Origin of the sequence: Gulosibacter sediminis, from assembly GCF_030011715.1 — a bacterium.
Classification (GTDB): domain Bacteria; phylum Actinomycetota; class Actinomycetes; order Actinomycetales; family Microbacteriaceae; genus Gulosibacter; species Gulosibacter sediminis.
In genome coordinates, this window is the sequence record NZ_JASCYH010000027.1 from 25,730 (window position 1) to 34,866 (window position 9,137).

At 67.2% G+C, this 9,137-nt stretch carries 9 protein-coding genes; 6 read left to right on the forward strand and 3 right to left on the reverse strand.

Annotated elements, in window-relative coordinates; genetic code table 11:
- Nucleotides 1-49: 49 nt before the first annotated feature.
- From QM019_RS09250 to QM019_RS09260, 3 genes are read left to right on the forward strand one after another with little or no spacing between them, the layout of a single operon-like run.
- A complete protein-coding gene (locus QM019_RS09250) occupies nucleotides 50-775 on the forward strand; it encodes a DUF4956 domain-containing protein (RefSeq protein ID WP_282852726.1) in 726 nt (241 codons plus the stop codon).
- Nucleotides 776-780: 5 nt separating this feature from the next.
- The gene (locus QM019_RS09255) at nucleotides 781-1,515 is read left to right on the forward strand and encodes a response regulator transcription factor (RefSeq protein WP_282852736.1); all 735 of its coding nucleotides are present in this window, start codon (nucleotides 781-783) and stop codon (nucleotides 1,513-1,515) included.
- On the forward strand, nucleotides 1,512-3,026 hold the full coding sequence (locus tag QM019_RS09260) for a sensor histidine kinase (protein WP_282852727.1): 1,515 nt from the start codon (nucleotides 1,512-1,514) through the stop codon (nucleotides 3,024-3,026). The genes QM019_RS09255 and QM019_RS09260 overlap by 4 nt, the downstream gene beginning before the upstream one ends.
- Nucleotides 3,027-3,153: 127 nt before the next feature.
- Here the strand turns inward: QM019_RS09260 and QM019_RS09265 are convergent, their stop codons facing one another.
- Genes QM019_RS09265 through QM019_RS09275 form a run of 3 tightly spaced genes read right to left on the reverse strand, consistent with a single transcriptional unit; the run spans nucleotide 3,154 to nucleotide 5,822 of the window.
- Entirely contained in the window at nucleotides 3,154-4,365 is a 1,212-nt protein-coding gene (locus QM019_RS09265) for an App1 family protein phosphatidate phosphatase (RefSeq protein ID WP_282852728.1), read from the reverse strand.
- 37 nt (nucleotides 4,366-4,402) lie between these two features.
- Nucleotides 4,403-5,140 (reverse strand): SOS response-associated peptidase, encoded by a 738-nt coding sequence (locus tag QM019_RS09270; protein ID WP_282852729.1) that lies wholly within the window; start codon nucleotides 5,138-5,140, stop codon nucleotides 4,403-4,405.
- Nucleotides 5,141-5,150: 10 nt separating this feature from the next.
- Nucleotides 5,151-5,822, reverse strand: coding sequence for a DedA family protein (locus QM019_RS09275; RefSeq protein ID WP_282852730.1), 672 nt, complete (start codon nucleotides 5,820-5,822; stop codon nucleotides 5,151-5,153).
- Between the two features lie 195 nt (nucleotides 5,823-6,017).
- Between QM019_RS09275 and QM019_RS09280 the strand changes: the two genes are divergently transcribed.
- Genes QM019_RS09280 through QM019_RS09290 form a run of 3 tightly spaced genes read left to right on the forward strand, consistent with a single transcriptional unit; the run spans nucleotide 6,018 to nucleotide 9,080 of the window.
- Nucleotides 6,018-7,445, forward strand: a complete 1,428-nt coding sequence (locus tag QM019_RS09280) for a cytochrome ubiquinol oxidase subunit I (protein WP_282852731.1) — start codon at nucleotides 6,018-6,020, stop codon at nucleotides 7,443-7,445.
- Entirely contained in the window at nucleotides 7,445-8,497 is a 1,053-nt protein-coding gene (cydB, locus tag QM019_RS09285; protein WP_282852732.1) for a cytochrome d ubiquinol oxidase subunit II, read from the forward strand. The genes QM019_RS09280 and cydB overlap by 1 nt, the downstream gene beginning before the upstream one ends.
- 58 nt (nucleotides 8,498-8,555) lie before the next feature.
- On the forward strand, nucleotides 8,556-9,080 hold the full coding sequence (locus QM019_RS09290; RefSeq protein ID WP_282852734.1) for a YbhB/YbcL family Raf kinase inhibitor-like protein: 525 nt from the start codon (nucleotides 8,556-8,558) through the stop codon (nucleotides 9,078-9,080).
- Nucleotides 9,081-9,137: the final 57 nt, after the last annotated feature.

The window sequence follows — 9,137 nt, forward strand, 5'->3', positions numbered from 1 at the left end:
AGAGCGTCGCACGACAGCGGCATCCCCAAATCCGAGGGAAGGACTCACCATGATCGCGCTGCTACTTCTCACCGCGAACCTTGCCGCCATCGGCGTGCTGAGCTTCGCCCTGTTCACCCGTCGTCGGCACCGCACCGAGCTCATCCTGCTGCTGCTCAGCGTGAACGTCCTCGCCTTCGCTGCCACCACCCTCCTCACGGTCTCGTCGCTCGCCGCGGGCGCCGAGGTCATCGCCACACTCGCGGCGACCCTCGCCGGCCTGCTCGGCTTCGTGCACCTTCAGTTCGCAACGCTGAGCACCCGCGACGTGCTCTACGCCTCGGCCGCCGTCGTCATCGGCTTCGCCGCCGGACTCGCCACGGTCGTGCCGTTCGCGCAGCTCGCCGCGGTGCTCGTGACCGCCGCTGCCACTGGGCTGCTCGACTGGGCCCTCGCGATCGCAACCCGCTCATCCCGCGCGAAGGCGGATGCGGAGGCTGAGGTCGAGCCCGCATCCGCAGTCGTCGTTGGTACGTCCGTCACCGCCCAGGCATTCGCCCGAGTCGCCTACGCGGCCGCAACCCCCGCATCCGCAGCATCCTCCGTAACCCCCGCATCCGACCCGATCTTCGACGCGCCCTTCGACGACGCCGAGCCCATCACGATGCCGCTCGACTTCATCCCCGAGCCCGACCCGGTCGTCGACTACGAGCCGGCAGCCCCGAAGCCGCGCCAGAAGAAGCCGGTCGTGCCGGTGTTCCTCCCGCCCATCACCGCGCCCGAGCAGGTTAAATAATGACCATGGCTCTAACCGGCGCACGCCCACAGCTCATCCGCCCTGACGGCACCCCCGCCAGGGCGGTGGTTGCCGATGACGAGGAATACCTCGCCGACCTGCTGCGGATGACCCTTGCCGCCGAGGGCCTCGAGGTGCGCGTCGTCGCGACCGGCCGCCAGGCGCTCGACGCGATCACTGAGTTCTCGCCCGACATCGTCGTGCTCGACATCATGATGCCCGGCCTCGACGGCATGGAGGTCATGCGTCGGGTGCGCGAGCGCGGCAACTCGGTGCCGATCCTGTTCCTCACGGCGAAGGATGCGGTCGAGGATCGGATCGCCGGCATCGGCGAGGGTGGCGACGACTACGTGACGAAGCCGTTCAGTCTCGAGGAGGTCGTCGTGCGCGTGCGCGCCCTGCTGCGCCGCAACCTCGGCTCGGCCGAGGCCGAGGCCGAGTCAGTGCTGCGCCTCGCCGACCTCGAGCTCAACGAGCAGACTCACGACGTGACGCGAGCGGGCGAGCGCATCACCCTCACCGGCACCGAGTTCGAACTGCTGCGCTACCTCATGCAGAATCAACGCCGCGTGCTCTCGAAGGCGCAGCTGCTCGACGAAGTGTGGGGCTACGACTTCGGCGGCAAGACGAGCGTCGTCGAGCTCTACATCTCGTACCTGCGCAAGAAGATCGACGCGGGTCGCCCGCCGCTCATCCATACCCTGCGGGGCGTCGGCTACACGATCCGCGAAGAGGCATGACCCGCCAGCCGCGCACCCTGCGCCGGCGGCTCGTCGTGAGCATCGTCGGCATCGTCGCGCTGTTTGCGATCGCGGTCGGCGTGCTCTCGATCACGGTGCTCTATCGCAGCCTGAGTGATCGCCTCGACGACCGGCTCGACCAGCTCCTGCGCGCGCCGTTCATCACGAGCATCGACCAGTCAGGCCAGCAGCCCGAGACCGACCCGCTCGACCAGGCGGGCCAGCAGCTCGACACGATCGTCGTGCAATTGCTCAGCACGGGCTCGGGAAGCGGCACGGTGCTCAAGGCGAAGTACACCGACGGCTCGGGCGATACCGCCGATCTCACGACCGCGCAGCTGCAGCAGGTGCTGCAGGCGGTCGCCGACTCCGAGCCGGGCACGCCCGAGACCGTCGATGTCGATGACATCGGCGTCGTGCGAGTGAAGGCAGACTCGATGCCGTCCGGCGTCATCGCGGTCGTCGGGGTGCCGACGGATGAGGTGCTCGCGACGACCTGGCTGCTCGCGGCGATCTACACGCTCGTCGCGGCGGTCGCCATCGCGCTCGTCGGGGCCGGTGCGTCAGCGCTCGTGGCGCGACAGCTGCGCCCGCTCGAGCGGGTCGCCGACACCGCGGTGCGCGTCTCGCAGAAGGAACTTGCGGCTGGCGAGGTCACGATTCCCGAGCGCGTGCCGGCCGAAGACACCGACCCGGGCACCGAGGTCGGCCGCGTCGGCGCATCCCTAAACCGCCTGCTCGTCAGCGTCGAGGATGCGCTCGGCGCCCGCGAGGCGAGCGAGGCAAAGCTGCGCCAGTTCGTTGCGGATGCGAGCCACGAGCTGCGCACCCCGCTCGCCGCCGTGCGTGGCTACGCCGAGCTTGCCGCCCGCGAGCCCGAGCGTCTCAGCGAGCAGCAGCGCACGAGTCTCGACCGCATCCAGGGCTCTTCGCAGCGCATGTCCTCGCTCGTCGAGGACCTGCTGCTGCTCGCGCGACTCGATGCCGGCCAGCAGCCGACGCACGTGCGGCTCGACGCGAACGAGGTCGCCTTGGGCTGCTTCGAGGATGCCGCGGTCGCGTATCCCGACCACGAGTGGCGGCTCGACGCCGAGGCAGAGTCGCTCGAGGTGATCGGCGACCGCACGGCGCTCGCGCAGGTGCTCGGCAATCTGCTGCGCAACGCCGCGGTGCACACGGATGCGGGCACACGGGTGACGCTCGCGACGTCGTTCGCCGACGGCGCGACCGGCCCGCGCACCGACAGCGGCCGCTGGGTGCGGCTCACGGTGACCGACACTGGCGGTGGCATCGACCCCGACGTCGCCCCGCACATCTTCGAGCGCTTCGTGCGCGGGGATGCGTCGCGCACCCGCGCATCCGGCCAGGGATCGAGCGGCCTCGGCCTCGCGATTTCGCAGGCGATCGTGCAGGCGCACGGCGGCTCGCTCGAGGTCGCGAGTCGGCCCGGCCACACCGTGTTCACGGTGCTGTTGCCGGCGGCGCCGGCGGCTGCGGTGCCTGCGTCTTGACGCGGTTTTCTACGATCGCTGCGGTTGTAACCGCGTCATTCGTAGAAAACTGCATCAAAGGGCGGGCGGATGCGCTGCTACGGCAGCGCGCAGAACTCGCGTACCAGCACCAGCGACCAAGCGCCGCCTAGACCTCACCCTCGCGCCGCACGAGCGGCCGCGCGAGGCGCTTGTCGGCAAGTGACCTTGAGAGATCGACCAACTCGGCGGCCTGCTCGTCGTAGTCGAGGATCCCGTACTTCGCGAGCTCCTGTACGAGCGCGGCACCGTTCGGGCCGTGCACCCACGGAACCCGCACGCGCCGACGCCACCGCGCCGAACTGCCCGCCCGCCCACCCGCGAGCACCGACTCGGTGTTCGACAGCTGGCGAATCACGACGGCGAGCACGTGGTCGGGATACTCGGCGGCAAACTCGCCGTAAATCGACTCGTCGTGCTGACCGTCGTCGCCAATGAGTATCCACTTCACGTGCGGCAGCGTCTCGACGAGCAGGCGCAGGCTCGTGCGCTTGTGCTCGGTACCCGAGCGAAACAGTCGTTTCGTCGTTGGGCCCCAGTCGGTGAGCAGCAGCGGCCCGTAGGGGTAGAGGTTGCGGCTGAGAAAGCGGCTCAGCGTCGGCGCGACATTCCAGGACCCCGTCGAGAGATAAATAAACGGGGTCGACCCGGCGCCGAACTTCTCGATGAGTCGCTGGTAGAGCACGTTCATGCCGGGCACCGCCATGCGGGCATGCTCGTCGAGGACGAATGTGTTCCAGGCCGCGAGCAGCGGACGCGGCAGCGAGGTCACCATGACGGTGTCGTCAATATCCGAGATGATGCCCACCTGCTGATCGTCCGGCGCGACGATCACCTGCGACGTCGACAACTGATCGTCGACGGTCTCGAAGACGACGTCGTGCGATCCCGGCTCGAGCTGTACGTCGAAGGTGCCGTCGAGCACGCCGCCGCGATCGGCCTTGAGGTCGAACTCGTGCCCCTCAATTCGCACCTTCACGGTCGAATTCGGCACCGCGACGCGCACGAAGCTGCGCCAGCCGCGCACCGAGCGCTCTTTGCTGCGACGCAGCCGCAGCAGCACGAACCGCCGCATCAGCCCATACCGTCGCACCGCCTCGGGCACCATCTGCACGCGCCCGAGCACGCGCACCTGCCTCGTCGAACCGTAGCCGGTGTAGGCCTCGACCTGCTCGACATCGCCGCGTCGTCGCGCCCGCCGCATCCGCCATTGCTTGAACGAGTCCTCGATGCGAAACGCATTGCTCACGGCGAGTTCGACGAACGGAATGCGCTCCAGCATGGAGCGTCGCGTGCGGGGTTGCTTCGCGGCTGGAGTCACTGCGACATCCTTGCACGCCCACGCAAACGAGCGAAACTCACTCGGCGGACTCCGCCGCGGCCTCGGGCTTGACCTCGTCGATCAGGTGCTCGTCGTTCTCCCGCACGTTACCGACGCGCTTGCCGACGGGCCGCAACTGCAGCGTCTCCGATACCGCGAGCGCACGGTCGGCGAAGTCGGTGACGAGCTCGCCGTTGCCGGCCACCGCCGGGTCGAGCCACTCGTCGACGTCGCCGCGGTCGAGAAACACTGGCGTGCGGTCGTGCAGCCACTGCAGCTTGTCGGTCGCAGACGCCCGCGTGAGGATCGTCGCCGACAGCAGCCAGGCATCCTCGCCTTCGGCTACGTCGGGGCGCTTCCACCACTCGTAGAGGGCGGCGAACAGCAGCGAGCTCTCGCCCTGCGGATGCACGTAGAACGGTTGCTTACTGCCGTCGGCCCGCGTGTGCCACTCGTAATACCCGTCGACGGGAATCACGGCGCGGCGCTGCTTCACCGCGGCGCGGAATGTGGGCTTCGACGCCGCCGTCTCGCTTCGGGCATTGAAGGCACGCACGGCGACCGATTCATCCTTTGCCCAACTCGGCACGAGCCCCCATTTCGCGGTTTCGAGGCGCCGCACGGGCTCGTCGGCGGGCGCGTCGACGACCACGCGAATGCGCGTGGTCGGGGCCACGTTGTAGGAGGTACCGGGTGCGTCGTCGCTGACCCGTTCGATGTCGAGCTCGGCGGTGAGCTCGCCGGTGGCGCGAGCCACCACAAATCTGCCGCACATGGCGCCGAGCTTAGGGCACCGTGCTTGGGTCGGGCTTCGTGTCGGCCGCGAGCTGGGTGGCGACTCGCTTCGAGAGCCACCGCTTGACGAGCCACATCACGAGCACGAACACGGCGATGATCGCGGCGAAGATGAACCCGGCCCAGTGCAGTTGCGTGCTGAGCTGCTGGAAGCTCGACGTGGCGAAGGCGCCGACCGAGACGTAGGCGACCGCCCAGAGCAGGCAGGCGGGCAGAGTCCATGCCATGAACTTGCGGTAGCGCATCCGTGCCATGCCGGCCGTGACCGGCACGAGCGAGTGGAACACCGGCAAGAACCGCGAGACAAACACCGCGAGCCCGCCGCGCTGCGCGAGCAGGGTCTCGGCCTGCGCCCAATTCTCGAGGCCGATGCGCCGACCGAGCCACGAGCGTTTCAGCGTTGGCCCAAGCCAGCGGCCGAGCGCGTAGCCGATCGATTCGCCGGCGAGTGCGCCGAGCACGGCTGCGATGACGATGAGCCCCCAGCGCTCGAAGCTCGTGACGCTCGTCGCGGTGACGAGCAACGTCGCATCGCCTGGCACGAGGAAGCCGACAAAGAGGCTCGTCTCGAGCAGCAGGCCAAGAAATGCGATGCCAGCGACGAGCCACAGGTTCATGCCCTGCACCGTTTCGATGACGGTGTTGAGCAGGTCGGCGAGCATCTCGACAGCCTAGGCAACAAGCATGAGAACGAGGTGTGGATGCGCCCGCTCTGCCGCGCTACAACGCTCGAGTTCGAGATTCTCGAGGTCGAGATATCTAAACGTTTGCTGATGAATTGCTCTACAATTTGTAGTTGTTCGGCACGGCGTCTCCGAACGTCACTTTCCCACTCATGTTGATTGTAGGGAGCGCTTGTGGAAGCACTATTGGATCCGCTCATTCTGTCGCGCTGGCAGTTCGGTCTCACGACGCTGTACCACTTCCTATTCGTGCCGATCACGCTCGGCGTGGTGCTCTGCGTCGCGATCTGGCAGACCGCGTGGCTGCGCACCGGCAAGGTGCAGTACCTGCAGCTGACGAAGTTCTTCGGCAACATCTTCCTCATCAACTTCGCGATGGGCATCGTCACCGGCATCGTGCAGGAGTTCCAGTTCGGCATGAACTGGTCGAACTACTCGCGCTTCGTCGGCGACATCTTCGGCGCCCCGCTCGCCTTCGAGGGCCTCGTCGCCTTCTTCATGGAGGCGACCTTCATCGGCCTGTGGATCTTCGGGTGGGACAAGCTCAAGCCGGGCCTGCACCTGCTCACCATCTGGATGACTGTGCTCGGCACCTGGGTCTCGGCCTACTTCATCCTCGCCGCGAACGCGTTCATGCAGAACCCGGTCGGCTTCGAGTTCAACCCCGACACCGGCCGTGCCGAACTCGTCGACTTCATGGCCGTGCTCACGAACCCGGTCGCGCTGACGCAGCTGCCGCACACGCTCGCCGCCTCGGTGATGCTCGCCGGCACGATCATCGTCGGTGTCGCGGCCTGGCACCTGCGCAAGGGCCAACACTTCGACGTGTTCCGCCCTGCCATGCGCTTCGGGCTCTGGACGGTGCTCATCTCGGGCTTCGCCGTCATGCTCTCGGGCCACGAGCTCGGCCTCGTGATGACCGCAACGCAGCCGATGAAGATGGCGGCGGCCGAGGCGATGTGGAACACCTCGTCGGGCGCCGACGCCTCGTTCTCGCTCTTCTCGATCGGAACCCCCGACGGCACCGAGGAGGTGTGGTCGCTGCGAGTGCCCTACGTCTCCGCGTTCCTTGCGACGAACAGCTTCAGCGGCACGGTCGAGGGCATCAACGACCTCCAGGCGCAGTATCAGGAGCTCTATGGCGCCGACCAGATCTATTCCCCGGTCATCTGGGTCACCTACTGGTCGTTCCGCTGGATGATGTTCTTCGGCATGGCGTCGATGGCCATCGCGCTCGTGGGCCTTTGGGTGACGCGCAAGAACTACGCGACAAAGAACTGGCACTACCAGATCGCGATCTGGACGGCGACGTTCCCGCTCTGGGGCATCCTCATCGGCTGGGTCTTCACCGAAATGGGCCGACAACCGTGGCTCGTGTTCGGGCTCATGCCCACCGAGGCCGGCGTCTCGCCGAACGTGTCGGGGCTGAGCGTGCTCATCTCGCTCATCGCCTTCACACTCATCTACGGCATCCTTGCCGTCGTCGAGGTGAAGCTGATCCTGCGCGCGGCGCAGTCCGACCCCATCCAGGTGCCCGGCGTGAATGACGAGGGCATCGTCGAGAACGTCGAGGACGTCAAGGTGAAAGCGAGCGTCTACTAATGGAACTTCAGGTCGTTTTCTTCTGGATCATCGCCTTCATGTTCATCGGGTATTTCGTACTCGATGGCTTCGACTTCGGCGTTGGCATCGCGCTGCCGATCATCGGCAAGGACGACACCGACCGGCGCATCCTCATCAACACAATCGGCCCGATCTGGGACTTGAACGAGACCTGGGTGATCGTCGCCGGCGCGCTCATGTTCGCCGCGTTCCCCGAGTGGTACGCAACGGTGTTCTCGGGTGCCTACCTCGTGCTGCTGCTGATTCTGCTCGCGCTCATCCTGCGCGGCGTCTCGTTCGAGTACCGGCACCAGGGCAAAGGCGTGCGCTGGACGCGCAGCTTCGATTGGATGATCTTCATCGGCTCGGCACTGCCCGCGTTGCTCTGGGGCGCGGCCTTCGCGAACATCGTGCGCGGCATGCCGATGGAGTCGGTGCAGCAGACCGTCGGTGACCTCACCTTCGAGTTCCACTTCAACTACACGGGCACCTTGCTTGACCTGCTCAACCCCTACGCGCTGCTCGGTGGGCTGACGACGCTTGCGCTGTTCAGCTACCACGGCCTCACCTTCATTACGCGCAAGACGGATGGGGAACTCCGGGAGCGCGCGCACCGCGCGGCTACCTGGGTCGGCGTCGCGGTCGCGGTGCTCGCGCTCGCGTTCCTCGGCTGGACCGTTGCCGCGTACTTCTCGGTCGCCGGGCTCATCCTCTCTCTCGTGGCGGTCGTGTCGTTCCTGGCGTCGTGGGTGGCCAACCTGCTGCGCCGCGACTCTGCCGCGTTCGCGCTCGGCTGCGCCACGGTGATCACCGCGGTGTGGTCGCTGTTCGCGGCGCTGTTCCCAGTGCTCATGCGCAACCTCGCGGGCGGCGACGACCTCACGATCTGGAACGGCTCGGCGAGCGACATGACGCTCTCGATCATGTTCTGGTCGTTCGTCGTGATCATGCCGCTCGTGCTCGGCTACCAGGGGTGGAGCTTCTGGACGTTCCGCAAGCGGCTGCGGCGCACCGACTTCGAGTCGCACGCCGAGGCGCCCGCGATCGCCTGAGCCGGTTGCGCTCAGGCGGCCGCGGGAGGATGTTCGCAGCCAATTTCAGGAGGTAGCAATGGCTGACAACGTCTACGGTTCAACTCCCGAGGTGCCCGCGCTCGCGGTGTCGTCGCCCGATTTCGCCGACGGCGACCGCCTGCCGGATGCGCAGGTGAGTGCCGGCGTGCTCGCGACGGGCGAGGACCGCTCGCCCGCGCTCGAGTGGGGCCCCGCGCCCGAGGGCACGCAGAGCTTCGCGGTGACGTGCTGGGACCCGGATGCGCCGACCGGCTCGGGCTTCTGGCACTGGGCCGTCTACAACATCCCAGCCGACGTGTCGTCGCTGCCGGCTGGCGCCGGTGCCGCCGATTCGGATGCGCTGCCGAGCGCCGCGCGCAGCGTGCGCAACGACGGCGGCGTGTTCAACTTCGTCGGCGCGGCCCCGCCCGTCGGTCACGGCGACCACCGCTACATCTTCGCGGTGCACGCGCTCGACACGACGCTCGACCTCGGCGAGGGCGCGTCGCCGGCCGCGCTCGGCTTCAACATGTTCGGCCACACCCTCGCGCGCGGCCTCATCACCGCCACCTGGAACCGCTAGCGCAGGCAGTTGAGTGGTCAGTTTTTGTAGTTCTGGCGCAGCCAGAACTACAAAAAC

Coding starts and splice junctions, on each gene's coding strand:
- QM019_RS09275 (WP_282852730.1), bottom strand. CDS start 5,822: ATGCTCGCCGACCTGCTCAACACCGTCATCGAAACGGTGCAGGGCATG.
- QM019_RS09250 (WP_282852726.1), top strand. CDS start 50: ATGATCGCGCTGCTACTTCTCACCGCGAACCTTGCCGCCATCGGCGTG.
- QM019_RS09270 (WP_282852729.1), bottom strand. CDS start 5,140: ATGTGCGGCAGATTTGTGGTGGCTCGCGCCACCGGCGAGCTCACCGCC.
- QM019_RS09290 (WP_282852734.1), top strand. CDS start 8,556: ATGGCTGACAACGTCTACGGTTCAACTCCCGAGGTGCCCGCGCTCGCG.
- QM019_RS09260 (WP_282852727.1), top strand. CDS start 1,512: ATGACCCGCCAGCCGCGCACCCTGCGCCGGCGGCTCGTCGTGAGCATC.
- QM019_RS09255 (WP_282852736.1), top strand. CDS start 781: ATGGCTCTAACCGGCGCACGCCCACAGCTCATCCGCCCTGACGGCACC.
- cydB (WP_282852732.1), top strand. CDS start 7,445: ATGGAACTTCAGGTCGTTTTCTTCTGGATCATCGCCTTCATGTTCATC.